The organism is Clostridium estertheticum, from assembly GCF_011065935.2.
Classification (GTDB): domain Bacteria; phylum Bacillota; class Clostridia; order Clostridiales; family Clostridiaceae; genus Clostridium_AD; species Clostridium_AD estertheticum_A.
Window position 1 is genome coordinate 1,598,756 of the sequence record NZ_JAAMNH020000001.1, and the last position, 23,420, is coordinate 1,622,175.

Below are 23,420 nucleotides of genomic sequence, written 5' to 3' on the forward strand. Positions count from 1 at the left end.
ATTTATGATATGTCTGATAGGCTGGTGAAAACAGTAGATTCGAAGGGTAACACTGAAAAGAATATTTATGATGTGGAAGGTAATTTAAACAGTGCTTCAGAGAATTTAAATGGCGTAGACTACACTACAAGTTATACTTATGATAAAGAAAATAAGCCCAAAACTACAACTTATAAAGGTAATGTAGTAACTAATAATTATGACTCACTAGGAAGACTTCAAGGGAAAGTAACGAACACAGGAAGTGCTCAGCTTAACACAAGTTATGAATTTGAAGCAGGAAAAGACGTAAATACTACCACCAACAGAGTAAGTAAACTAACTAACAATGGAAAAGAAATAGTTTATGGTTATGATAAGAATGGAAATATCGTAACTATAACTGAAAATGGAAAAGTAACAAAATACTACTATAATGAGCTAAATGAGCTTACACGTGAAGATAACCAAGTATTAAACAAAACTATAACCTACACCTATGATAATGGAGGAAATATACTAAATAAAGCGGAATGTGATTATACTACAGGAACTCCGGGCATTGCAACGAAAACTTCTACCTATACTTATGGTGATGCAAACTGGAAGGATAAATTAACCTCCTTCAATGATGGAACAGCAAAACCAATAACCTATGATGCCATAGGAAATCCACTAACTTATAATGGATATACCTATACGTGGGAAGAAGGATGTCAGCTTGCAACAATGTCTGGAAATGGAAACACCATAGCATACAAGTACAATGATTCAGGTATAAGAACTCAGAAAACAGTAAATGGAGTTACAAAAACTTATAATTTAGTAGGGGGTAAAGTAACTTTTGAAACAAATGGAACAGACAATATTTACTATACTTATGACAGTAAGGATAGACTTTTAAGTATGAACTTAAATGGAGTAGAATATTACTATGTAAGAAATGCTCAAGGGGATATAATAAGTTTAGATAATAGTACGGGATCAGAAGTAGTAAGCTACAGCTACGATTTATGGGGTAAATTAATTTCAACTACAGGAACCCTTGCATCAACCGTTGGAGTTAAGAATCCTTATAGATACCGTGGTTATCGCTATGATACTGAAACGTCATTATATTATTTGCAATCAAGATATTATAATGCGGAATTGGGAAGGTTTATTAATGGGGATGATGCTAGTATATTACAAACGGCACAAGGACAACTACTTGGAGTTTTTATTTGCATATTGTAGCAATGATTGCGTAAATACAAGTGATCCAACAGGGTTTATCTCAGTTAGAAAAGCAACCTTGCTTATTGATGGTTTAATAATGGCTCTCAATTTCGGATTAGCAATCATAGGTGTAAGAGGCACATATATGGCATGGAAGTATTTATGGAAAGAAGCGGCTAAAAATACAAAAAAGAAATTGATTACAATGTTAAAGGGCTGTATTGGATCATTATCTATGATGGTAGTGGGTTTTTCTATTCCTGGAATTACTTCTATAGTTGGGTATGCCTGTGAGTGGTTTTTAAATGGAGCAAGTATTGGATCAGCAATAGCAGTCGCTCTTGATCATGCTGATGGAAATCCTAATGGGGATATACACTTCGTCAGACACCAAAAAGCTAAAAGTTAATAGTAGTTAATTAAGAAAGGATTTCAATATAGGAGGTAAAAAGTTCTTATTACAAAGTAAGAAATATCAGTTATTTCATACTAAATAGATAGACACTTTAGTGAGGTACCTTTTGAAAATATTGTTGATTACCTTTTCTACTTGTGCTTTTATTATATTTTGAATTAAGCCAGGCGAGGAATGTGCTTGTTTATTTCTTAAGATCTGGCTTAATTTCATAAATAACTAATTTTTCTTATAACAGTGACAAAACTTACTATCAAAATTTAGAAGGAGGAATTTATAATGAATACATTAAAAAGTATTTCGTTCATTTCATCAATATTCTTACTTGCTATATCGTCATTTTTGCTTGTAGTATTAATGTTAATAAAAAAAAAATCAAAAAATGAAGAGGAAGATGAATTTACTACGGAAGAAGGTAAAAGGGGAACAAAGTTATCTATATATTTATTAATAATGGTACTTATAGTAGCTGCATTTATAGTAATATTCTGTGTTATTGTAAGTTTGATATCCTTTATTAAGGAGCTATATTGAAGGTGAGGAACGGATTCAAGATTTACCGCAATAAGGTAGAAATATAAATGGGACACTAAAGGATTCTTTGTAGCAAACATAAATTTAGGACCTTCGAGGTAATAGTAAAAACTAGAAGTTTTACTTTCTACTTACTACTACTTACTACTACTACTACTACTACTACTACTACCACAAAAGCCACATACACTTCAAATGAAAATTATTTAAAACCAGAGGAAGACCCATCACGAAACATTGTGAATTTTAATTATAATGAAACAAAAGGGACATTAGACAGTGAAATTGATCCAAAAGGATAAACAATCTCTTATTTATATGATGTTATAGATTGTTTGTAGAGTGTATCTAAAGCGGCAGATGCTCAAACAATAACTAATAGCTGTAGTTATAAAAATTATAGAATAAACTCCATAATTAGGATAATTATTGGAATGGTTGTGTCTGCAGCTTTATATTTCGCTCAATTACTTGGAAGATATGGGTATAGAGGTTTTAGGGGTGCTATGAGAATGTTTAATACGAGAGATTTTGCGCTTGCAGTGATATTTGGAGCAATTATTGCAGCATTAGAACCTTACAATGCTTATTTTGGATGTATATTAGGGGTACGGCAACCATTCATGTATTAACTATACTAGAAAAATCCATAGTACTGATAGTACACATAGAAGATAAAAATCAAAGTTTTGTACGTTGTATAATAAAGAACTATACCTTGTGTTTGTCAATATAAAAGTTTAGCAATTGGTCTCAAAAAGTTGTGCACTTGCCAACACTAATTTTGCTCTTTTGCAAAGGCTTTCACCCAATCTTAATTAAAATTGAAGCCTATATGCACAACTTTTGGAGAACCAACAACAAAATAGGCACCCTATCAGTATGCTCTCTACAATGATATTTGGTCAACTAGAAGAAGCTAAAAATCAGTATGAAAATCGTTTGCAAACACAGCCTAAACCATATCTTTTGAATGATGAAGAAATCTTAACACCTAAAATTGGAGTAGACCTTAATAGATCTCAATTACAGCTCCAAGAGCTCAGTAAAGTTATAACTAATATCTTATCTCTAGCATATGAATTAAAAAGTGGAACTATAGAAAAAGCAATGAAAAAAAAGTGATTTCGAACTTGGAATGGAATTCTTAAAAAAATAACGCCAGTGGTGTGCAAATCTTAAGAAAAGCCACCAGTGGGGCTTTTCCAGTGTGTACGCTGAGCTCACTAGTAACCTTTCTTACCCTAACTAAAATAATCTTACCCAAATCTAAAAAACTCTCTCCTCCTCCATATATATAAGTTAAAACCCCAAAGGAGGAATCACCAATGAACAAAACCCAAATAATAAAAGACCTTATCCCAGGAGCCTTACTATCCTATGAAAAATACAACATCCTTCCCTCATTAACCATAGCCCAAGCCATATTAGAAACAGGCTGGCTGCAACATGTTAAAGGTAATAACATATTCGGTATCAAATGGACAAATGGTTGCGGATATGAAGCTCAAGAGCTTAACACCCACGATTGGATTAATGCAGTCAAAACTTCCATGGTGTGCAAATTTAGAAAGTATGACTTTCTAGAGGCCAGCATCCTCGACCATGGAAAGCTTTTAAGCTTCAATAGGTACAAATCTGTACTGATAATGAGTACCCTAAAAAACTAATGGCCATAATTGAAGAAAATACGCTTTATATTTATGATGCTGCTCCTAGATCTGAAATCTCTAAAAACAATTCTTCAGGAGATATTAAGTATTTGCAGCAGTGCTTAAACCTTATGAAAATAAGAGATGCAAATAATAATGCTTTAGTTATAGATGGCACCAGTGGACCACTAACCATAAGCGCAATTAAAAAGCTTCAGGACATACTAGGCCTTTCTATGTATGGCATATGTGGAACGGAAGTATTATCTGAAGTAAAAAGTATTATGGGAAAGCCCCTATGTAGCCTTATGTCTACGGTCTATAAAACAGCTATAAGATACATCCAATGGAGAGCTGGAGCAGCTATCGATGGTATTTATGGAAATGAAACTATAAGACTTGTTAATGCCTATCAGGGGTAGTGCTCGCAAAACGGGGAAAATATACGTTAAGACAGTTATTACCAAAAAGGTCTTGATATTTTAATAAATGTTCAAAGTACAGAGAAAAAAACTAAATTATCCTGGCTTCGTGAGATATCAGGAAAGTCCCCATCAAAAGCTTTCAATGCAGTTGCGGATAGAATTGAATATATTCGCAATTTAAAGCTTGAAAATATTGATTTAAACAGTATACATAACAATAGAATTGACGAATTATATAAATTAGGATCAAATTATGAAGCATTTAGGTCAGTATAACTTTGATGATAGTTCTGATTACACTTTAATAGATAATATGGACCTTTGAGGGAGATATTGCAATAATTTATAAAAATTAGAATTATATTTACTATAATGATATACTAATAAATAGGTAGTAGTTTTATAATATAACGGAGTAAATATTATTTAATAAATAAAGATATGATGGACACTTTGATATCTTTATTAATTCGAAAGGAAGATGAAGATTTGAACTATAAAAAATTATTTAGTAATTGGGTAATTCCTATTGTCGCAGCAATAATTATAGCAACTTTAATAAATAAATTACTATTTTTCCAAGTTACAGTTCCAACGACATCAATGTACCCTACTATAAAGACAGGAGATAAAATTACTGTTACAAGGGTATATAAAAAAGAGAATCTAAAAAGAGGGGATATAATAGTTTTCAAATCTGATGAATTAAAAGAGACTTTGATAAAGAGACTGATAGGTCTACCAGGAGATGAAATTGTTATAAAAGATAAGGGACAAGTTTTTATTAATGGGGTCAAAACTGAAGAGCCATATGTAGTATATCCGGATGATTTAGATAAAAAATTTAAAATTCCAGAAAACAAATATTTGTTTTTTGGAGATAATAGAGCAGACTCAAATGATGCCAGAAGATGGAAAGATCCGTATATAGATAGTAAAAATATAAAAGGGAAAGCACAGTTTGTTGTATATCCGTTTAAAAGATTAGGAATATTTGTGATTGGAAAGGATGCTCTTAATCATTAGAAAGCTACACTATATTCAAATACTATTAGGTCATAGCATTCTTTTAGTGTGACTCAAATCCTATCTTTTTCATTTTTAAGGAATATATTTAAAATATATTTTAGAGTAATTAAAACACCGATATATTCAAAGAACTTTTTGAATATATCGGTGTTTTGGTAATATATATCTTAACGTATAAAATCCGTGTTTTGCGGTTACTACCCTTAATAGACAAAAGTTCTGGAACAACTGCACTATATCAAATAAATGATACAACACATTCAGATTTTTTCAGGGTGTATATGGACTCTCCATTAACAAAGTATATAAATATAACAGGAAAACTAGATGGAAAAGTTTCTTCTTCCATTCAAAAGGACTTTATTAAAAGTTTTTTTGATAAAAACTAAAAAATAATACTTCTATAAACATTACTACTGTGGCAGAGAGATGGAGTGAAGTAAAAAGGATAAAGTAAGTAATCAATCAACAAAGGAGAAAATAATGATAAAAACAAATGCAATGCGAATTTTAGATAAAATGAAGGTAGAATATGAGGTTATAACTTATGATGTCAAAGATAATAAAATAGATGGAATAGCTGTGTCAAAAAAGATAGGTAGAGAAGAAAAATATGTATATAAAACTCTAGTTACCAAGGGAATTTCTAAAAGTATTTATATTTTCCTGATTCCAGTTACAGAGGAAATAGACTTTAAGAAAGTAGCTAAAATAACCAATGAGAAGACAATAGAAATGTTAGATCTGAGTGAACTTCAAAAGTATACAGGATATATTAGAGGTGGCTGTTCTCCTTTAGGCATGAAGAAACAGTATAAAACATTTATACATAATAGTGCTCTTGAACTACAAACCATAATTGTAAGTGCTGGGAAAATAGGATTTCAAATTGAAATTAATCCGAATTTATTAGTGGATATTGTAGAGGGCTCATTCAATGATTTAATAAAATGAACTAACAATTAATAAAAAACATTAACAAAAACTTCCTAAAATTGTAAATTTCGAATTAAAATGATATAACTAGAATAGGGGAAGCATAGTAAAATAGGCAGTTTAGGTAGGTTATAACTGCAGTGTTGAAAATACTGAAATATATTTAAATAGGTATCAGAAATAGCAATATATAGTTTTAAATAACTATATATTGCTACTTTTTTATTTATTCACAAGGTTATAGATTTAAATATTTTATTATTCTACAAGGATTTCCAGCAGCCACCACATTGTCTGGAATATTTGTAACCACGCTACCAGAAGCTATTACGCTATTATCACCAATACTTACACCAGGATTTATTATAGATCCTCCACCAACCCATACATTGTTTCCTATTGTTACAGCTTTTGTATAATCAGCATTTTTGGGTCTTAACTTAGGATCAACTATATGCATTGCAGTAAGTATACTCACATTAGGAGCAAATAATACATCATCTCCAATTGTCACAAGTCCATCATCTAAAACTAGAAAATTAAAATTGGCATATAAACATCTACTAAAACGACACTACTAACACCTATTCAGAAACATGATATAATAATTACTTTTTATTGACAATGCTTGTCCGTGCAAATATAATAAAAATATAACAAAAATACCATTTAATTTATATTTTACAAGTACAGCAAGAAATGTATTTTAAGGAAAGGCAACAGGTGAAAAATGAATTTTATTTTAGAGATTTTTAAATTATATAGTGAAAGGTTTGATTTTTTTCTTGAATTATTTATTCAGCATATTTTCCTCTCAGGAACAGCAATAATTTTTATTACGGTAATTGGTTTACTTCTTGGGGTATATATAACAAGAAATAAGAAGGCTGCGGGTATAGTGCTTGGAATATCAAACTTTTTATATACTATACCTTCCATTGCTTTGTTTGGGTTCTTAGTTGCAATATCTGGTATAGGAAATAAAAGTGCTTTAATTGCACTGACGGTTTACGGAGTGCTTCCTATTATAAGAAATACTTATGTTGGAATAAGTGAAGTGAATTCACAAATAATAGAATCTGCAGTAGCTATGGGTAGTACAAATAGTCAATTACTTTTCAAGGTACAACTTCCCTTAGCATTACCAGTAATAATCGCAGGCTTTAGAACTATGGTGGTAATGACTATTGCTCTTGGTGGAATAGCCTCATTTATAGGGGCAGGTGGCCTTGGAGTGGCAATATGGAGAGGTATAACCACAAATTTTCCTGAAATGACAGCTGCAGGAAGCATACTTGTGGCAGCTCTCGCAGTAGTATCAGATTTGTCCTTAGGTATTATTGAAAAAAAAATAAGAAAAAGGGTTTTTGGAACGGTGAAAATTGGAGGGATATAAATGAATAAAAAAATACTTGCAAGTGCTTTAGCTTTGATTATGGTTGTATCATTAGTCGGGTGTGGAAGCAAAACAAAAAAAGTTGTGGTGGCATCAAAACCAATGACAGAGCAATATATATTAGCAGAAATGATAACGGCTTTAATTGAAGCTAATACGGATATAAAGGTGGAAAAGAAATTAGGCATAGGCGGAGGAACTTCAAATATTCAACCAGCAATGCTTAAGGGTGAAATAGATATATATCCAGAATATACAGGTACAGGTTGGCTTTTTGTACTTAAAAAAGATTTAATTAGGGACCCTGTTAAATTATATGAAGAAGTGAAAAAAGAGTACTCATCTAAATATGGTATAAAATGGCTTGGGTTATATGGGTTTAATGACACCTATGCTCTTGCAATCAAAAAATCTGTTGCGGATAAGTTAAACATAAATACTTATTCTGATTTAGCTAGTAAGAGTGATAGCTTAAAACTTGGTTCAGAGCCTGATTTCTACGAGAGAGAAGATGGATATAAAGGTCTTGCAATGGAATATGGTTTTAAATTTAAAGAGAAGAGAGAAATTGACATAGGACTTAAATATGAAGCAATAAATTCTGACAATGTAGATGTAATAAACGCTTTTTCAACAGATGCACTCCTAAAAAAATATGATTTAAAAGTTATTGTGGATGATAAGAATTTCTTTCCTTCATATTTTGCTACAACTTTAATAAGAGAAGAGACACTTAAAAAATATCCAGAACTTGAATCTGTACTTAATGTGCTCCAAGGAAGAATAAGTGATGAAGAAATGACTAAGATGAATTATTTAGTGGAAGGTGAAAAGAAAGATCCCAAAAATGTAGCAGTGGAATTTTTAAAGGGTAAAGGATTATTAAAATAGAAATAGTCTAAGCTTGACTTTTGTTCATGCTATATTAGAGCCAAAAGGTTTGTAAAGAAAGGACTAATACAAATGGAACTTATTAAATTTGAAAATGTATCAAAATGTTATGAAAATGGAGTAAAAATAATAGATGATTTGAATTTTACTATACATAGTGAGGAGTTTATTACCTTAATTGGTAAATCTGGCTGTGGGAAAACTACTATGCTTAAACTTATAAATGGCTTAATTAAGCCAGATTCAGGGAATATATTTATAAGTGGTAAAGAGATAAATCAGTGGGATATTATTGAACTACGACGAAGTATAGGGTATGTAATTCAACAGATAGGTCTATTTCCTCATATGAGTATAGAGGATAATATAGGTTATGTGTTAAATATTAAAAAGGTACCAAGAGAAGAGAGAGTGAAGAAAGCTAAAGAATTAATAGAGCTTGTTGGTCTTAGCTCAGAATATTTAAAAAAATATCCTAGAGAATTAAGTGGTGGTCAAAATCAGAGAGTTGGAGTTGCAAGAGCCCTAGCATCAAATCCGGATATAATTCTTATGGATGAACCCTTTGGAGCAGTGGATGATATAACAAGAAGAGTGCTTCAAGAAGAGATGCTAAAACTTAACGAGAGGGTAAAGAAAACTGTTGTATTTGTTACTCATGATATAGATGAGGCCTTTAGACTCGGAAGTAGAATAGTACTTTTTGATAATGGAAAAATAGTTCAACAAGGAAGTAGAAAAGAAATGATATTTAATCCGAGTAATAAGTTTGTAGAGGATTTTTTTGGTACTAAAAATTTTACTGCCTATTTGAATGTAACCCTTGTTCGGGACGTTATGATTCCCGGCTTTGAAGAAAAGAGCAGTCCTAGGGTTAAAGAGAACTCTTCACTTATGGAAGGAATTAAAATATTATTTAATTATGGATTAGACCACATATCAGTGGAAGATAAAACAGGGAAAATTGTTGGAATGTTTTCACTAAAGTATATAAAAGATAGGATTTAAGGAAAAGGGGATGAGATAGATTATATCTTATTTCCTTTATTTTCTTTGTTGCATATCTTGTTATTTTAGGTTAAATTATGTGATGAGAATGAATTTTGAAACTCAAAATATATGTGAGGGATGTGTATTATGGATAAAAAGAGAAGTTTTATTGTGGTTGAAGGAATAGTTCAGGGTGTAGGCTTCCGTCCATTTGTATATAATCTAGCAAAAGATTTTGGGTTAAAAGGTTGGGTGAATAATAACTCTCAGGGAGTCTGATAACCTATTGAATTATTCCAGTTTTGAAATTAATGAAAGTGAAGTAAGTGTAGATAAAATCACTTTTATACCACCTGATATAGCTACTTGTAGTGAATGCACAGAAGAGATATTAAATTTAAATAATAGATGGCGAGGCTATGGCTTTACTAATTGTACGAATTGTGGTCCTAGGTTTTCTATAATAAAAGAATTGCCTTATGATAGAGAAAAAACTACAATGAGTAAATTTAAGATGTGTAAAAAATGTAATAGTGAATATTTAGATACTACAAATAGGAGATTTCATGCACAACCAAATGCTTGCGAAGAGTGTGGTCCGGAGCTTTGGACAGAAGATTTTAAAGGTAACAAATTATATATAGAAGATCCTATAATTTTTACTCAAAACCAGCTTAGTTAAGGTAAAATATTTGCTATAAAAGGGCTAGGCGGGTTTCATCTTGCCTGTGATGGATTAAATGAAACTGCAGTGAGTATTTTAAGGGAGAGGAAAAAAAGACCATTTAATCCTCTTGCGGTTATGATAAATAATATAGAAACAGTAAAAAAATATTGCACCTAATCAAAAAAACTTGGGAGTAATGCTCCCATATACACCTATTCATATTTTATTGTTTTCAGAAAAACTTAAGGTGCTTATTATGACTAGTGCAAATGTTAATGGCTTACCTATAGAATATAAAGATAGTTCTGCCCGATCTGGCCTTGCAGGTATTGTAGATTATTTTCTCTTGCATAACCGTGAGATACATGTGCCAGTTGATGATTCTGTATTAAAGGTTGTAGATAAACAGCAAACAATAATAAGGCGAGCTCGAGGCTTTGTACCTGAGCCTTTTAAATGGAATAATACTAGAAATATCTTAGCTTGCGGCTATGGAAGCAATACTCGAGATGAGCATGTTAACTAATGCGAAAAAATGAAAGTCTTGCAATAGCTATTTATGAAAATAACAGAAATATGAATGGCAGTTTTATAATACCATGGCAGGATCTCAGTGAAGAGCTTAAAAATTCCAACCGTGATCAAGCTAAAAATATTCCTAATGTCTTACTTAAAATTAATTATGATATTGTTTCTGTTAAAGAAAAACCAGCATTTATAGAATTTACAATTAAAGAATTGGGTGTCTTAGCTGAAAAGGAGCATATGCGTTGGTATCATCATAGAAAAAAGGTTGGCTTCAAGTATGGTGAAGTAGAAGATAATAAGAAAAAAATTAATCATGCGCTTGTACCTTGGGACAAGCTGACAGAAGAGAAGAAAAACAAGGTATACCAAATGATTAAGATTTGGCCAGAAATATTGGCAAAATCAAATTTTAAGATAGAACCACTAAAGGTTTTATGTCATTGTGAGTCAAAACTTTACTAAAAATTTTTTATATAAATCCCCTTGATGTTAGTAAATTAGTCGGAAGTCATTACGGTTTACCTATTACACCAAATTGTTCTAAGTTATTATTAATTTTTATTGCTTCTAATCTATTATTTGATGGTACACTAATTATCAATTTATCATTTACACTGGCTTCCTTAGTTAAATCATAATATAATTGTTCATTGCTAATTTCAAATGACATTTGATCTAAGTTAGCATTTGTAAAAACTGTCCCCATGAGGTATCTTTTATTTTCAATATAACATATCCACATAGTTGCTGAAGATAAAGTACATTGAGGATATTCTTTGTCATTTATAATTAAGTTACCTTTAAATACTTTAGTTTTTTTATTATATTGGCCATCTAATTTAATAATGACGTTTTTAGAAAACTTACTATCATTTAATTTATATGCAATTCCTTTATACACATTATTTATTGTTTTTGGTGTAGTAATAAAATAACTGTATCCGACAAATATAAATAAAAGAATGATGATTATTGCAATATAAAACCTTTTCATAAAATACTCCTTTATGACGTTTATTTTGATGGAGCCATAATAATATATTATAATAACATAGCATTAATTTTATATAGTATTATAAATTAATGCTATGTTATTGAAGTATTAAAAATTACTCATAAATTAATATTTAATAAAGAGTTATTTTGGTAATTATAAGATGCTCCTGTAGAATAGGCATAATAAAGTGGAGAAAGTGTATTTTTTGCTAATGATATTAATTTTGTTTCATCAAGATAATAACTGCCGTCGCAAGGAAAGTTGCAGCCTTCATAGGGCTTCCATTATCAGAGCGAAGTATAAGAGGGCATACCAGATATTTTCTGCGCAAGTAGAGCACGTTTAACAAGGATCTTACCATATTCTGCATTCTCTGTTTCCCAAACTTCATAACCCACAATCATACGGTTGAACATATCTAGTATTAGATATAACTTAAAGTATAGACCTTTCACAGAGCCATCAAGCCACGTTATGTCCCACGTCCAAACTTGGTTTTGTGCGGTTGCTATGTGGGTAGGAGGCACTCTTTTCACAGGTGCCTTCGCTTTAGACCTATAAGTGTTTTGTTTTTCTTCTTTAATTATTCTGTGAATCGTAGATTCTGAAGCAATATAAACCCCCTGTTCAGCCAGTTTTGGCACTATTTGTGCAGGAACTAGATTGGCGTACTCATGACATTTACAACCTGGAGAATCTCAGATCTTTCTTCATCACTAAGTTTATTTTTAGGAGGCTTCCTATGTGCTAGGGGCCGTTTATCTTCCGTGGATTCAGGAGTTAGTGACCATCGTTCATAAGTCCTAGTCGATATTCCAACTTCGGTGCAGCATGGACTTAAGCGAGCGCCACCTTGTACTGCTTCATCAATCAGTTCTAAAGCTTTAATGCGATCTGTAGCACTGATTAGTCTTCCTCTTGGTCCCCCAAATCGCATGGAAATTTTTTCTTAGCACTAAAAGTGTCGCAGTATATCTCATGATATGAACATGTATCATAAGACTAATAGTATATTAAATAAATCCAAGATATCAGTAAAGATAGAACGAAAAAAACTTGTATTGCTAGATTCTATAAAGGCATTTGGAAACGTAATAAAATTGCTAGGAGAAATAATCCTAGCAATTTTTATATTTTAAACAGCATAAGTTAAAATTCTCCTGGTTTTATTTAAATTTCAATTAAAATATTCTATATTTTTTGCAATAAATATTCATCCTGCTACCTCGTGCAAAACCTATTATGGTTATATTTGCAGCTTTAGCAATACTTAGTGCTAAAGATGTTGGTGCCGAATGAGAAACTATAATTGGTATACCTGCTTTTGATACTTTAACAACTATATCTGAAGAAATCCTACCTGTGGTCATTATAAGCTTATCTTTAAGGTCCATATTACTTAAGAGAGCTTTTCCTAACACCTTATCTAGGGCATTATGTCGTCCAATATCCTCCGAAAAAAGAAGTATATTGTTATAACTACAAATGCAACAACTATGGACACCTCCAGTTTGTTTGAAAAGCTCTGATTTACTGTTGAATTCACCCATTAATTCTAAGATATTTACAATAGCATATTTGCAATTGCTCTCTATAAAATTAATACTACACTCCTCAAGGGAAATCACATGGATACTACCCTTACCGCAGCCTGAGGTTATAGCGCGCGCACTACTCGGATCTACGGTTATTTCATGATCTAAAATGATACATACCCTATTTTCATACTTTTCTTCTATACTTTCAATGGAACCCGTAGATGTAATTACTCCTTCCGAAAAAAGAAATCCTACAGCTAATTCCTTTACTTCAATGGGGGTGCACATAAGGGTTGCATAAAATTCATGATTCACAAATATCTCTAAGGATACTTCTTCTATTATAATATCCAAGGTATCCTCTTGAAGCTCCTTATTTATCTTTTTAATATTTACTTCTTTTGTTATGTTCATTTTAGTTCTGAGTCCTCCATAAATATATTTTTTAATGCTGTAAGATCAGATTCATAATTCAAATTAGTGAAAACATCCATACCACTACAATATTCTCTCCATTTATTTTCTTCTATATAATACATTCTACTGCTTTTAATTACATCAAGAAGCTTAAAGTTATTTTTCTTTAGCTCTCGTTCAAAGGTATCGATCATGTCTATAGAATAAAAAGCGTAAAGTGGTTCTATATATTTAGAATTATAAGATACAACTCCATCTACATTTTCGCTTTTTATAAGTTCCATCATATATTTTATATAATTTAAATTTATTATGGGCATATCACAAGCAGTGATAAAAACATATTTAGAAGTAGCCCCTTTTAGTGCTGTATAAATAGCTCCTATAGGGCCTGAATTTGCTATTATATCTTGTACCACCATATATTTAGTATCTCTAAACTTTTCTAGGTCATTTGATACTAAAATTATACTTTCAAAAATCTGCGTAAGTTCCTCGGCAATGATATCTATTAAATACTTATTATTAACTTTAATTGTGCACTTATCAAAGCCCATTCTACTACTTTTTCCACCACATAAAATAATTGCAGAGCCAAAGTCTTTCAATAGTTTCACTCCTCTAAAATTCTGGCGGCAATGTCAGCATTTCTTCATAATTAAATACTGGTCCATCTATGCACATGTATTTATTTCCTACCTTGCAATGTCCACATTTACCTATACCACAGCGCATATGCGTTTCTAGAGAGGTATATATATCAGTGCCCTTCATTCCAAGTTTTATTAAATCTTTTGCAAGGGCCTTTATACGCCTTGGAGAAGCACAGATAATTGCCGAAGTATTTTCAAAGTCTAGTCCTAAATCAGGTAACAAATCATTTATATAACCCACATGGGCATTAACAATATCTGTGGGACTACTAAGGGCATACAAAACCTTTACACCAGGTATATTACTCCATGCTATTAAATCATCCTTGTATATTAGGCCCTCGTAGGACATTGCACTACCTACAATAACAATACTGCCAAACTCCCCAATGTTTTCAAGGATTCTAGTTATGGTGGTTCTTACTGGTGCAATACCAACACCACTTCCAATAATAATAATATCTCTACCCTTAAGTTCTTCATAAGGAAATCCTTTGCCGAAAGGTCCTCTTAATGCTAATCTATCCCCAATAACCATTTCATGCATAGCATTAGTTACCGTACCAGCCTTTTTTATACAAAAATCAAAAATATACTTTTGACTCGGTGAAAAAGGAATGGATACAGCTATTTCTCCCACACCAAATACGGTTATTTCGAAAAATTGCCCGGAAAATATAAAATTGTCATGAAGTGATTTATCTTCATATTGAAGGAAAAATCTCTTGATATTCTTTGTTTCCTGAATAATATCTGTAATTATAGCAACTTGAGGAGTATAACTACTCTCACAATTCTCAATATGGTCACCATTAATAATATTTATAGGGTGGTGATTTATTTGAATAGGTGCTTGGACTGTGTTACTGGCATCTTTTGTGTTACTCACTTCACCTAATTTATTGATTACATTAACCACATTAATTGAAGCCGGACAAACATTTATACATCTTCCGCACCCACTGCAGCCCTTCATATCAAATTTTTCTTCAATATATTTAAATTTATCATATAATCTATATCTAACCCTTGAGATATGGTTTCTTGGATTATGTTCTCCTGCATTTCTAGTAAAGGAATCACTTTGACAGGAATCATAGCACCTAACTCTACAGCCACTGTCACAACTCTTATTTTCTTCTACCACGTTGAAGCAAGTGCAGGTAGGGCAAAGATTTGTACAGCCAGTACATAAAACACATTCTTTTGAAAGTGTGTCCCATAGTGGATGGTTAAAATTATCTTCCAGAACCTGGGCAATATTATTTACTTTAATTACCGTTTTGAATTTATCTATAAGACCATCTACAATTACGTTTTTCTCGTTTAATAAAGTATTATCAGTTGCAGTAAATAATTTACCTCCAAGGCGAATTAGCTCATCCCCTTTTGCAGTTGCTACTTCTACTAAATATTTATCTTCTAGGGGAGTAAAAAGAATATCATATCCTACACTAGCAAAGGGGCCAGTACTCATTGAATTGCAAAAGCAATCTTGCCCTATCTCTAGGCAGTTTACTGCAACAATAGTGGTTGCTTCTCTATTTTTCTGGTATATTTCATCAACGTAACCCTCTAGAAAAAATTTATCCATATATGCGAGACCGTATGCATCACAGGATCTAATTCCAAAAAGTATACTTTCTTTTGGGCAAATTTCAGAAGGTTGAACATTTATTAACCCATTCTTTTTAGTCCAGTGGAAAAGCTCCTCCTTTTGCTTAAAAAGAAATTCCTTTACAGGAAAGGGAAAGTTAATATAGTCTAGGCACAATTCATTACTAGCATAAGGAAGGAGCATAACCTGCCCTTCATTTTTCACTGGTGCATAAACTTCAAATGATGCCTTAGACCAAGTATCTAGAAGTTCTGTTAGATCACACACTTTAAGAATATACAATTATTTCACCCCTTCGATTTTTACAGCACAAACTTTAAATTCTGGTATTTGAACTACGGGATCTAAATTTCTACCAATAAGCTTATTTACTAATTCTTCACCAAAGTGAAAAGTCATAAATACAACTCCTAAATTTATTTTGTCTGTGATATGAACCTCAGTTATTACCTCTCCTGTTTTAGAGGTTACCTTTACCTTGCTGCGCTCTTTTAATCCCAATTTTTCAGCATCCCTTGGATTAATCTCCATAAAACCATGAGGAAACTCTCTGTCTAGTGCCCAAGATCTTCTAGTCATAGTACCAGTATGATAGTGATGATTTATTCGTCCCGTTGTTAAAATAAATGGGTATTCGCTAGTAGCTATTTCACTGGACTCAGTATATTCATTTACACTAAACTTCCCAAGACCGCCAGCGAATTTTTCCTTGTGCAAGAATTTTGTTCCAGGATGGTTAATATCCGTACAAGGCCATTGAAGGCCATCATTATCTAGTCTTTCATAAGTTATTCCTCCGTAACTAGGGACTAATGTTCTTATCTCTTCCATTATTTCCAAGGGGGAAGAATAATCTGCGCAGGAACCCAGGGAGCTTATTAGATCACATATTATCTGCCAATCTGCTTTACTATTTGTAACAGGTTCTATAGCTTTTCTTACCCTTTGAACTCTTCTTTCTGTATTTGTAAAGGTTCCATCTTTTTCAATAAAACTAGATCCTGGTAATATTACATGAGCAAGCTTTGCAGTTTCTGTCATGAAAATGTCCTGCACCACAAGAAGCTCTAAATGCTCCAAGGCCTCTTTTACATGATTGTGATTTGGGTCTGAAAGCATTGGATTTTCAGCCATGATAAAAAGTGATTTAACACTACCGTTAAAGGCACCATCCATCATTTCCCCTAAGGTCATCCCAACTTCACTTGCATATCCTTCCCCAAAAACTTTGGAAAACTTCTTCTTTACAATATCGTCTTTTAAGCTCTGATATCCAGGAAGTACATCAGGTAGTGCTCCCATATCACAGGCGCCTTGGACATTGTTTTGTCCTCTAAGCGGATTTACGCCTGTGGATTCTCGTCCTATTTGACCTGTTAATAGTGCCAGATTTGCAAGGGCTGCTACGTTTTTTGTGCCGCTAATATGCTGGGTTATGCCCATAGCGTATACAATTGAGGCTGTTTTTGCCTTGGCATATAGTCTTGCTATTTCCCTTATAGTATCTTCTGGTATCCCAGTAATAACTGAAACTAACTCTGGTGTATATTTTTGGATGGAAGCTTTAAATTCGGCGTAACCTTCGGTCCTATTTTCTATAAAATCACTGTTCATTAGATTTTCACTTACAATTACATTTAATAATCCATTTATAAACGCTAAATTAGTTCCAGGGGCAATAGGAGCATAAATAGCTGCATTATCAGCTATTGGTATCCTCCTTGGATCTGCTACAATTAATTTTGCTCCATTATTTTTAACAGCGTTTACTATTCTCATACCTATTAGAGGATGTTGCTGGGTGGTATTAGACCCAATAACAAAGATAACCTCTGCATTCTCTAGCTCATCAATTGAGTTAGTCATGGCTCCACTTCCAAATGCTATGGCTAAACTAGCCACGGTAGGGCTATGTCAGAGGCGAGCACAGTGATCTACATTGTTTGTATGGAGTACTGACCTTGCTAGTTTTACCATAAGATAATTTTCCTCATTAGTACACCTGGCAGAGGATAGTATCCCAATAGCTTCTGAGCCATTCTTTTTAATAATGCTTTTAAATGATTTACTTATAAACTCAAATGCAGCTTCCCAAGTAACTTCTTCAAAGTTTCCATCTTTATTTTTAATTAAAGGCGCCTTTAGCCTATCATTATGATTAACAAAACTATATCCTTGCCAACCTTTAACGCATAGTTTTCCTTTGCTAACAATATCATTATTTTTAGGAGTAACTCCTACTATTTCATTGTCTTCAACATTTAAGTAATAATTACATCCACATCCACAATAACCACAGGTAGTAAGTATTTTCTTCATAAATTCACCCCTTAGTGACAACTATTTATTTTAAAAACCACGATTTTACATTAACACTAATTTGCAATTAAATATATTTTAATTATTCCCCATTTTTATCTATATTCCTGCTTAAAATTATAACATGATTTAAATTAGATAAGTAATAATTAGATAAGTAATTAACATAGTTGACAAGTCAACTATATTTTATTATAATAAGGTTGACTTGTCAATTAAAATAACATGAATATCATTAAGATAAATAAGTATAAGGGGTGACAATTTTGCAGGATGACATAATGCATTTAATCAAACTCAATAATAAGATTTTTAGAACAACCCAAGTCTATTTGGATAGGGTGTTAAAAGAGTATGAATTAAGCAGCGGTTCTTACCCATATTTACTTATATTAAGGGAACATGAAGGTATTAGTCAAAGTAGAATAAGTAGTGAATTAGGTTATGATAAGGCTATGTCAGCTAGGACCATAACAAAACTTATAAAGCTGGGATACTTAGATAGGAAAGAAGATGAGGCTGACTCTAGAGCCTATAAGTTATATTTAACAGAGAAAGCTAAGGTTATAATTCCAAAAGTTCTAGGCGAAATTCATAAATTGGTCCATTTAATAACAGTGGATTTAAATGATGAAGCGAAGGTTATTACTATAGATTCCTTGAATGTGATTCTAAACAATATAAAGAAAATCAAACTATAAGGTTAAAAGGAGAATTGAAATGGATTTGAAAAATAATAATAGTAGTAATAAAAATAGATGGGTAATTTTATTTATAGTAGTAATGGTAACTTTTATGGCTACCCTGGATAGTAGTATTGTAAATGTAGCGCTACCTGTCATGGCTAAATCCTTAAATGTAACATCAGCAAGTATTCAATTGGTGGTAACAAGTTATTTAATTATAATATCAGCAACTATATTAGTTTTTGGAAGATTGGGAGATATACTTGGTAAAACAAAGGTATTTAAGTTTGGAATAGCGTTATTTACAATAGGTTCTTTACTTTGTGGAATAACAAGTTCACTTCCGATTTTAGTATTAGCTAGAGTAATACAGGCGATAGGATCCGCAGGTACTATGGCCAATAGCCAAGGGATTATTACTGAAGTATTTCCAGCAAATGAAAGAGGAAAAGCACTCGGAATCACTGGAACCTTCGTGGCACTTGGATCATTGGTAGGTCCACCACTGGGAGGATTTATAGTAGATGCCTCTAGTTGGGAATATATATTTTTAATAAATGTACCAATAGGTATAATAACACTTTTCTATAGTTTTAAGATACTTCCTAAAGGGCACAAATTAGCAAAGGGAAAATTGGATGGGGTTGGAGCGTTATTATTTATGTTTGCTATAGTTCCTCTATTTGTAGCCCTAGGAAAGGGGCAAGTAGTTGGATTTACTGAGCCAATAATTTTGTTGGGATTTTTAATAGCAACTATTTCTTTCATAGCATTTATTAAAGTGGAAAAGATGCGTGAAAATCCATTATTACAATTACAGATTTTTCAAAATAAATTATTTTCCCTAAGTATCTTTTGTGGATTTATATCATTTGTAGCCATCTTTTGTTCAATTATTATTCAACCTTTTTATCTTCAGGATGTGCTTAACTTTTCACCCGCATCCACGGGACTAATACTTATGATTTTCCCATTAGTTTTGTCAGTAGTGTCACCGATTAGTGGTCATTTGTCAGATAAAATAGGGTCTGAAATTCTGACTTTTATAGGGCTTGTGGTTACAAGTTTGGGCTTACTATTAATGTCAACTTTAAATGAGCAGTCTTCAATAATTAGCATGGTGTTTTTTATAGGAGTTATGTCTATAGGGAATGGATTATTTCAATCGCCTAATAATTCCTTGATAATGTCCACAGTACCAAAAGATAAGCTAGGTATTGCAGGAAGTGTAAACGCACTTGTGAGAAATTTAGGTATGGTGTGCGGAATAGCTTTATCTACTACACTTTTGTATAATCGGATGAGTTACAAAATTGGTCATCGTGTAACTGATTATGTGATCGGGCGGAATGATGCCTTCATTTATGGTATGAGAACTGTATATATAACCGCCGCTGTTATTTGTATGATTGGAGCGATTTTAACCTTTTTAAGATTATATAGAAGTAAAACTAAATAATTATAAAAATAGAGAAAATATCAGAAAAAATAGTATATAGTGAAATACTGGGAATGCAGATATGTCATGTTTTGTAATACTTGCTCCAAATCCATCACCCATTTATTCAAAGGAAGTATAGTAACAACTAAAAAGGATAGCCCCCAAATATACTAGTATATTTGGGGGCTAATTAAAATGAAATTATTTCATCATTTAGTTTTATAATATTCTGCTTCATTACATATGCGACATTTTGGCAGTGTATTAGTTTCATCATCTAAAACTATTTTGCCTTCACAAATTTCGCAAATATAAGTATCTTTTTCAAATTCAATTTCTTGTTCAAGTTTTTCATCAACTGGGTGTAACACAAATAAGCCTCCTTTTCCGATTATTCTATTAAGATAATGTTAACACAATAGGATTATTTTAACAATCAATAAATATAATTAGCAGGTAACTTAATTTGAATTATTTTATTGAAGCAATTTTGACTTATATCGTGGTATAATTGTTTAATTATTAATGTTTCATTATTAAAATTTTTATGATAGGGGTGAAAAACTGCTAAAAAAATAATTTTTATAGCAGTGAATGTTTATGAAGTATCTTAGATATTTATTAATTCTAATACCAGTTAGTATAGTGTTTAAACTTATGCATTTAAGTCCAACTTTAGTTTTTGTTACGTCGTCTCTTGCAATTATACCTTTGGCGGGACTCATGGGGGAAGCTACAGAAGAAATATCAGTGTATTCAGGGCCTAGAATAGGAGGATTTTTAAATGCCACCTTTGGAAATGCTACTGAATTAATAATAGCTTTTTTCGCTCTTAAAGAAGGGTTATTTGAAGTGGTTAAAGCATCAATTGTTGGTTCCGTAATAGGAAATATATTACTTGTGCTAGGTGCAAGTATGATTTTTGGTGGTTGTAAATTTAAGACACAAAGTTTTAATAAAAAGGCTGTGGAAGTTTCTTCAAGTATGCTTTTATTTTCAGTAATAGGTCTTAGTATACCAGCCATATTTACTCATACAATTAAGGGTGATTTATTGACTTCAAAATATGAGAGTTTAAGTATAGCTGTAGCGTTAATTATGTTTATTATATATAATTTAGGCTTATATTTTTCATTTTTCACTCACAAAGATGTATATGGAGCTGAGCATAAAGAAGAAGTTCAATCAAAATGGAGCTTAAAAAAATCTATTTTGATTCTTACAATTGCAACGGTATGTATAGCAGTTGAAAGTGAATTTTTAGTTGGGTCCGTAGAAGCAATGACCCAGGCTATTGGTCTTAGTAGTTTTTTTGTAGGGATAATTGTTATACCTATTATAGGAAATGCTGCAGAACATAGTACGGCAGTTACAATGGCACTAAAAAACAAAATGGATGTAGCAGTAGAAATTGCAATAGGATCAAGTCTGCAAATAATTTTATTTGTTGCTCCAATATTAATTTTTTTAAGTTTACTATTTAAGCCTATGAGCATTATTTTTAATGAATTTGAGTTAGTAGCATTAATAGTGGCAGTGATCATAGCAAATAGAGTTTCTAGCGATGGGGAATCAAATTGGCTTGAAGGAGTTCAACTTATAGCAGTTTATATTATTATAGCTATATGCTTTTTAATACTTTAGTAAGTACAGTTAGACATTGATGGCAAGAACTTTAGTAGTGTGAAATTAGAAGGAAACACAGTTAAAATCCTTATAAAATAAGGGTATTAACTGTGTTTTTTTCTGTGGTTTTAATCATAACTATAGAATAATAACTGTAAAGTGGTTCTATAGTTATAATAATATTCAGAATCAATATGAACAGATAATTCACACATAAATTTTGCAAATTAGCCATATGATTTAAATATGGTGAAGTTAGAATAGATTCAACATTCTAAAGTGAAAATATTTATAGTATTCTCTTAGTCCAGTGACTTATCATCTACCATGGAGGAGAAAAAGAATGAGTAAAATCAATGGTAATACTGAATCAAAGCTTCTAAAAGAGCATAATAATTTAATTACAAAAACAAAGATACTAACATACTCCATATTTACACTTATATTTATTGGCACTTCCTATTTATCTGTAGTATTTATAGAAAAGCATTTTAGTGGCAATATATCATTTTATGCATTTAAATCATTGTCTCCTATTATATTATTAGCACTTGTCATTTTGCTATTTTTATATTTTCTTTTAGATGCACTGAGATTTTTATACGTTTTGAGATCCTTACAAATTGAGGTCACTCTCGGATATCTTGTTAAATTGGCATTCATTAACATGTTTTTATCGAACATAACTCCCTTTGCAACTGGAGGTGCTTTTGCTCAAATATATTTTTTAAGTAAAAAAGATATTTCAATTGGTGATGCTACTGCGGCAACTACAATAAAGACTGTGCTCCCTATTATTTTTTTCTTTATAACAACGCCAATAATTTTAATAAAAGATAAAAATCTTTTTAAAATACTTCCAAGCACTAATAATATGATTTATATTTTATCATTAGTTGTTATATATATTTTAGCTACTTTCGGATTTTATAAAGTACTGAAAAATACAAACGTAATTAAAAGAAATCTGTCTAAAATATTGAATTTATTGGAACGTAAAAAAATAATTTCAAAAACTGTAGTTAAAAAATTTAGAAATAACAGCTTTTTAGAAATTGACATATTTGCTCTAAACATTAAAAGATTTTTAAAGGGTAAGAAAAAGAATATTTTATTATCAGTAATTTTTATGAGTTTATATCTTTTTGTTTTATTTATGTTTCCAGTTGTCCTTATTAAAGGGCTTAACTCTAATATTTCCACAAGTCAAATTATTTCGCTTCAAGTTTTATTGACTTTTTTAACGTATTTTGCTCCAACTCCTGGTGCTACAGGTGTTGCCGAGGGCGGGTTTACACTTATGTTTTCTAATTTTGTTGAAAAAACTGATATAGTTTCATTAACCTTTTCATGGCGATTTTTTACCATGTATTTAGGTATGGTAATAGGTCTCACAATTTTTTATTTAGAAATAGTCAAAAATAAACTTGAAGCCAAAAGCATTTAAACACATTTTAGCTTTAGG

At 31.7% G+C, this 23,420-nt stretch carries 27 protein-coding genes and 1 pseudogene; 19 read left to right on the top strand and 9 right to left on the bottom strand.

Translation table 11 applies throughout. The features are described 5' to 3' along the window. The first annotated feature begins 9 nt into the window (after positions 1–9). The 8 genes from G9F72_RS07355 to ybaK all read left to right on the top strand — a co-directional run bounded on the left by G9F72_RS07355 (position 10) and on the right by ybaK (position 6,206). On the top strand, positions 10–1,215 hold the full coding sequence (locus tag G9F72_RS07355; RefSeq protein WP_224676016.1) for an RHS repeat-associated core domain-containing protein: 1,206 nt from the start codon (positions 10–12) through the stop codon (positions 1,213–1,215). Then, complete coding sequence (locus tag G9F72_RS07360; protein ID WP_164956674.1) at positions 1,190–1,606, top strand: hypothetical protein; 417 nt, start codon at positions 1,190–1,192, stop codon at positions 1,604–1,606. The genes G9F72_RS07355 and G9F72_RS07360 overlap by 26 nt, the downstream gene beginning before the upstream one ends. A 285-nt stretch (positions 1,607–1,891) precedes the next feature. Beyond that, on the top strand, positions 1,892–2,146 hold the full coding sequence (locus G9F72_RS07365) for a hypothetical protein (RefSeq protein ID WP_164956675.1): 255 nt from the start codon (positions 1,892–1,894) through the stop codon (positions 2,144–2,146). Positions 2,147–3,028: 882 nt separating this feature from the next. Continuing rightward, the gene (locus G9F72_RS07370; protein ID WP_224676017.1) at positions 3,029–3,271 is read left to right on the top strand and encodes a hypothetical protein; all 243 of its coding nucleotides are present in this window, start codon (positions 3,029–3,031) and stop codon (positions 3,269–3,271) included. A 203-nt stretch (positions 3,272–3,474) separates the two neighbouring features. Further along, positions 3,475–3,816: a glycoside hydrolase family 73 protein gene (locus G9F72_RS07375; protein ID WP_164956677.1), complete on the top strand. Its 342-nt coding sequence runs from the start codon at positions 3,475–3,477 to the stop codon at positions 3,814–3,816. Beyond that, positions 3,816–4,220 carry a peptidoglycan-binding domain-containing protein gene (locus G9F72_RS07380; RefSeq protein WP_164956678.1) on the top strand — a complete coding sequence of 135 codons (405 nt, stop codon included), beginning with the start codon at positions 3,816–3,818 and terminating at the stop codon, positions 4,218–4,220. Before G9F72_RS07375 ends, G9F72_RS07380 begins: the two co-directional genes overlap by 1 nt. 492 nt (positions 4,221–4,712) lie before the next feature. Then, positions 4,713–5,249 carry a signal peptidase I gene (lepB, locus tag G9F72_RS07385; protein WP_224676018.1) on the top strand — a complete coding sequence of 179 codons (537 nt, stop codon included), beginning with the start codon at positions 4,713–4,715 and terminating at the stop codon, positions 5,247–5,249. A gap of 486 nt (positions 5,250–5,735) precedes the next feature. Next, on the top strand, positions 5,736–6,206 hold the full coding sequence (gene ybaK, locus G9F72_RS07390; protein WP_164956680.1) for a Cys-tRNA(Pro) deacylase: 471 nt from the start codon (positions 5,736–5,738) through the stop codon (positions 6,204–6,206). A 220-nt stretch (positions 6,207–6,426) separates the two neighbouring features. Here ybaK and G9F72_RS07395 read toward each other — a convergent pair whose 3' ends face one another. Further along, positions 6,427–6,702 (bottom strand): DapH/DapD/GlmU-related protein, encoded by a 276-nt coding sequence (locus G9F72_RS07395; RefSeq protein WP_318010943.1) that lies wholly within the window; start codon positions 6,700–6,702, stop codon positions 6,427–6,429. 216 nt (positions 6,703–6,918) lie between these two features. On the opposite strand from G9F72_RS07395, the gene G9F72_RS07400 reads away from it, so the two are divergent. From G9F72_RS07400 to G9F72_RS07435, 7 genes and pseudogenes are all read left to right on the top strand, one after another. Next, positions 6,919–7,584 carry an ABC transporter permease gene (locus tag G9F72_RS07400; RefSeq protein ID WP_164956681.1) on the top strand — a complete coding sequence of 222 codons (666 nt, stop codon included), beginning with the start codon at positions 6,919–6,921 and terminating at the stop codon, positions 7,582–7,584. After that, entirely contained in the window at positions 7,585–8,475 is an 891-nt protein-coding gene (locus G9F72_RS07405; protein ID WP_164956682.1) for a glycine betaine ABC transporter substrate-binding protein, read from the top strand. It abuts the gene before it with no gap. 72 nt (positions 8,476–8,547) lie between these two features. Further along, positions 8,548–9,483, top strand: coding sequence for an ABC transporter ATP-binding protein (locus G9F72_RS07410; protein WP_164956683.1), 936 nt, complete (start codon positions 8,548–8,550; stop codon positions 9,481–9,483). Positions 9,484–9,612: 129 nt separating this feature from the next. After that, the gene (locus tag G9F72_RS07415; protein ID WP_224676019.1) at positions 9,613–9,744 is read left to right on the top strand and encodes an acylphosphatase; all 132 of its coding nucleotides are present in this window, start codon (positions 9,613–9,615) and stop codon (positions 9,742–9,744) included. A gap of 7 nt (positions 9,745–9,751) precedes the next feature. Further along, positions 9,752–10,147 (top strand): hypothetical protein, encoded by a 396-nt coding sequence (locus G9F72_RS07420; protein WP_224676020.1) that lies wholly within the window; start codon positions 9,752–9,754, stop codon positions 10,145–10,147. A gap of 15 nt (positions 10,148–10,162) precedes the next feature. Beyond that, positions 10,163–10,658 (top strand): annotated as a pseudogene (locus G9F72_RS07430) (Sua5/YciO/YrdC/YwlC family protein). Next, positions 10,658–11,122, top strand: a complete 465-nt coding sequence (locus tag G9F72_RS07435; protein WP_224676022.1) for a RyR domain-containing protein — start codon at positions 10,658–10,660, stop codon at positions 11,120–11,122. The pseudogene G9F72_RS07430 and the gene G9F72_RS07435 overlap by 1 nt, the downstream one beginning before the upstream one ends. A 49-nt stretch (positions 11,123–11,171) precedes the next feature. On the opposite strand, the gene G9F72_RS07440 is transcribed toward G9F72_RS07435, so the two are convergent. From G9F72_RS07440 to fdhF, 7 genes are all read right to left on the bottom strand, one after another. Next, positions 11,172–11,654 carry a hypothetical protein gene (locus tag G9F72_RS07440; protein ID WP_164956684.1) on the bottom strand — a complete coding sequence of 161 codons (483 nt, stop codon included), beginning with the start codon at positions 11,652–11,654 and terminating at the stop codon, positions 11,172–11,174. Between the two features lie 290 nt (positions 11,655–11,944). Further along, positions 11,945–12,301 (bottom strand): transposase family protein, encoded by a 357-nt coding sequence (locus G9F72_RS07445; RefSeq protein ID WP_164956685.1) that lies wholly within the window; start codon positions 12,299–12,301, stop codon positions 11,945–11,947. Positions 12,302–12,315: 14 nt separating this feature from the next. Next, a complete protein-coding gene (locus G9F72_RS07450; RefSeq protein WP_164956686.1) occupies positions 12,316–12,594 on the bottom strand; it encodes a hypothetical protein in 279 nt (92 codons plus the stop codon). Positions 12,595–12,838: 244 nt separating this feature from the next. Continuing rightward, complete coding sequence (gene fdhD, locus G9F72_RS07455) at positions 12,839–13,609, bottom strand: formate dehydrogenase accessory sulfurtransferase FdhD (protein WP_164956687.1); 771 nt, start codon at positions 13,607–13,609, stop codon at positions 12,839–12,841. Next, positions 13,606–14,220 (bottom strand): molybdenum cofactor guanylyltransferase, encoded by a 615-nt coding sequence (locus G9F72_RS07460; RefSeq protein ID WP_164956688.1) that lies wholly within the window; start codon positions 14,218–14,220, stop codon positions 13,606–13,608. The genes fdhD and G9F72_RS07460 overlap by 4 nt, the downstream gene beginning before the upstream one ends. 13 nt (positions 14,221–14,233) lie before the next feature. Next, entirely contained in the window at positions 14,234–16,165 is a 1,932-nt protein-coding gene (locus G9F72_RS07465; RefSeq protein WP_202054834.1) for a 4Fe-4S dicluster domain-containing protein, read from the bottom strand. Then, positions 16,166–18,202 (bottom strand): formate dehydrogenase subunit alpha, encoded by a 2,037-nt coding sequence (gene fdhF / locus G9F72_RS07470; RefSeq protein WP_164956689.1) that lies wholly within the window; start codon positions 18,200–18,202, stop codon positions 16,166–16,168. Between the two features lie 266 nt (positions 18,203–18,468). On the opposite strand from fdhF, the gene G9F72_RS07475 reads away from it, so the two are divergent. After that, positions 18,469–18,903 (top strand): MarR family winged helix-turn-helix transcriptional regulator, encoded by a 435-nt coding sequence (locus G9F72_RS07475; RefSeq protein ID WP_164956690.1) that lies wholly within the window; start codon positions 18,469–18,471, stop codon positions 18,901–18,903. A gap of 19 nt (positions 18,904–18,922) precedes the next feature. Then, positions 18,923–20,347 carry an MFS transporter gene (locus G9F72_RS07480; RefSeq protein WP_164956691.1) on the top strand — a complete coding sequence of 475 codons (1,425 nt, stop codon included), beginning with the start codon at positions 18,923–18,925 and terminating at the stop codon, positions 20,345–20,347. 191 nt (positions 20,348–20,538) lie between these two features. Here the strand turns inward: G9F72_RS07480 and G9F72_RS07485 are convergent, their stop codons facing one another. Then, complete coding sequence (locus G9F72_RS07485) at positions 20,539–20,700, bottom strand: hypothetical protein (RefSeq protein WP_164956692.1); 162 nt, start codon at positions 20,698–20,700, stop codon at positions 20,539–20,541. 229 nt (positions 20,701–20,929) lie between these two features. Between G9F72_RS07485 and cax the strand changes: the two genes are divergently transcribed. Further along, positions 20,930–21,973, top strand: a complete 1,044-nt coding sequence (gene cax / locus G9F72_RS07490) for a calcium/proton exchanger (RefSeq protein ID WP_164956693.1) — start codon at positions 20,930–20,932, stop codon at positions 21,971–21,973. A 325-nt stretch (positions 21,974–22,298) separates the two neighbouring features. Then, positions 22,299–23,402: a YbhN family protein gene (locus tag G9F72_RS07495; RefSeq protein ID WP_164956694.1), complete on the top strand. Its 1,104-nt coding sequence runs from the start codon at positions 22,299–22,301 to the stop codon at positions 23,400–23,402. Positions 23,403–23,420 lie beyond the last annotated feature (18 nt).

Bases quoted from the DNA above. Each gene is read 5' to 3' on its own strand.
- ybaK (WP_164956680.1), top strand. From the start codon at position 5,736: ATGATAAAAACAAATGCAATGCGAATTTTAGATAAAATGAAGGTAGAA.
- G9F72_RS07415 (WP_224676019.1), top strand. From the start codon at position 9,613: ATGGATAAAAAGAGAAGTTTTATTGTGGTTGAAGGAATAGTTCAGGGT.
- G9F72_RS07405 (WP_164956682.1), top strand. From the start codon at position 7,585: ATGAATAAAAAAATACTTGCAAGTGCTTTAGCTTTGATTATGGTTGTA.
- G9F72_RS07450 (WP_164956686.1), bottom strand. From the start codon at position 12,594: ATGCGATTTGGGGGACCAAGAGGAAGACTAATCAGTGCTACAGATCGC.
- G9F72_RS07400 (WP_164956681.1), top strand. From the start codon at position 6,919: ATGAATTTTATTTTAGAGATTTTTAAATTATATAGTGAAAGGTTTGAT.
- G9F72_RS07355 (WP_224676016.1), top strand. From the start codon at position 10: ATGTCTGATAGGCTGGTGAAAACAGTAGATTCGAAGGGTAACACTGAA.
- G9F72_RS07370 (WP_224676017.1), top strand. From the start codon at position 3,029: ATGCTCTCTACAATGATATTTGGTCAACTAGAAGAAGCTAAAAATCAG.
- cax (WP_164956693.1), top strand. From the start codon at position 20,930: ATGAAGTATCTTAGATATTTATTAATTCTAATACCAGTTAGTATAGTG.
- G9F72_RS07480 (WP_164956691.1), top strand. From the start codon at position 18,923: ATGGATTTGAAAAATAATAATAGTAGTAATAAAAATAGATGGGTAATT.
- G9F72_RS07435 (WP_224676022.1), top strand. From the start codon at position 10,658: ATGCGAAAAAATGAAAGTCTTGCAATAGCTATTTATGAAAATAACAGA.
- G9F72_RS07440 (WP_164956684.1), bottom strand. From the start codon at position 11,654: ATGAAAAGGTTTTATATTGCAATAATCATCATTCTTTTATTTATATTT.
- G9F72_RS07410 (WP_164956683.1), top strand. From the start codon at position 8,548: ATGGAACTTATTAAATTTGAAAATGTATCAAAATGTTATGAAAATGGA.
- G9F72_RS07495 (WP_164956694.1), top strand. From the start codon at position 22,299: ATGAGTAAAATCAATGGTAATACTGAATCAAAGCTTCTAAAAGAGCAT.
- G9F72_RS07365 (WP_164956675.1), top strand. From the start codon at position 1,892: ATGAATACATTAAAAAGTATTTCGTTCATTTCATCAATATTCTTACTT.
- G9F72_RS07375 (WP_164956677.1), top strand. From the start codon at position 3,475: ATGAACAAAACCCAAATAATAAAAGACCTTATCCCAGGAGCCTTACTA.
- G9F72_RS07380 (WP_164956678.1), top strand. From the start codon at position 3,816: ATGGCCATAATTGAAGAAAATACGCTTTATATTTATGATGCTGCTCCT.
- fdhD (WP_164956687.1), bottom strand. From the start codon at position 13,609: ATGAACATAACAAAAGAAGTAAATATTAAAAAGATAAATAAGGAGCTT.